Genomic DNA, 1,166 nt, shown 5'->3' with positions numbered 1-1,166 from the left:
GAATCCTGCGCTCCTCGCACACCCACGAGACGAGCCTCGCCGACTTCGAACACGTGCTCCGCGTGAACCTGGTCGGCACCTTCCTCGTGACCCGTGAGGCCCTTCCCGCCCTGCGCGCCGGCACCGGCGCATCCGTCGTGAACTTCAGTTCGACCTCGGCGGGCTTCGCCCACCCGTACATGGCGGCGTACGCCGCGAGCAAGGGCGGCATCCAGTCGATGACGCACGCCCTCGCCTCGGAGTACGCGGGCGACGGGATCCGCTTCAACGCGGTGCAGCCCGGCTCGATCTCCTCCGGCATGACCGACGGCTCCGGGAAGAGCCGGCAGAGCGTCGGCCCTGGCCTGCCCGAGGACGCCGATCTCTCGCTGTTCGCCAAGCTCAGCCCAGCGATCGGCGCGGGCTACGCCGGCCCGGAGACGGTGGCAAGCGTCGTCGCAATGCTCGCGAGCGACGACGGGGCGTTCGTCACCGGCACCGAGGTGCGCATCGACGGCGGCACCCACTTCTAAGCCCCGAGGCAGCCGGGGGCCACGGGGATCCCCCGCCGCCCCCGGGCCAGGACCGCTGTCGCGCGCCGCGCTCGCGGGGTACAGTGAAAGCGCCCCGCGAGTGCGGCGCGCACACCCGTGGAAGGGACGGTCATGACCCAGCAACGCCCGCAGGGCCCCGACCTGCCCCGAGCCGCGCGGACCGTCCGCGAGCAGCTGGACGCCCACGGCATCAGCGCCGAGATCCGGGTGCTCCCGGACGTGGCGAAGACCGCGAAGCGTGCCGCCGAGGTCCTCGGCTGCCCCGTCGCGGCGATCGCGAACAGCCTCATCTTCCTCGCCGACGGCGAACCGCTCCTCGTGATGACGAGCGGTGCGCATCGCGTGGACACCGCGGCGCTCGCCGCCCGGATCGGCGCGCGGGAGATCACCCGGGCCAGCCCGGAGGACGTCCGCGCCGCGACCGGCCAGGCCATCGGCGGCGTCGCCCCGCTCGGCCACCCGGCCCCGGTCCGCACGCTTGTGGACGAGTCCCTCGCCGATCACCCGGTGCTCTGGGCCGCGGCCGGGGCCCCCGAGACTATCTTCCCGATGAGCTTCGAGGAGCTCTGTCGGATCACCGGGGGCCGCGTCCTGCCGGTGACCTGAGCCGTGTCCGCGCCGCGCATTGCGGTG

At 73.6% G+C, this 1,166-nt stretch carries 2 protein-coding genes; both read left to right on the top strand.

What is annotated here, in order from left to right; all coding sequences use genetic code 11:
- On the top strand, window positions 1-512 hold a 512-nt coding region (locus OOT08_RS05460; RefSeq protein WP_325091566.1), incomplete at its 5' end, for an SDR family NAD(P)-dependent oxidoreductase.
- 132 nt (window positions 513-644) lie between these two features.
- Complete coding sequence (locus tag OOT08_RS05455) at window positions 645-1,139, top strand: YbaK/EbsC family protein (protein WP_325091564.1); 495 nt, start codon at window positions 645-647, stop codon at window positions 1,137-1,139.
- Window positions 1,140-1,166: the final 27 nt, after the last annotated feature.

This window comes from Leucobacter sp. M11, assembly GCF_035726885.1.
Classification (GTDB): domain Bacteria; phylum Actinomycetota; class Actinomycetes; order Actinomycetales; family Microbacteriaceae; genus JAPFRB01.
Note: the sequence above shows the minus strand (reverse complement) of the source record. Positions and strands in the feature narration are given on the sequence as shown.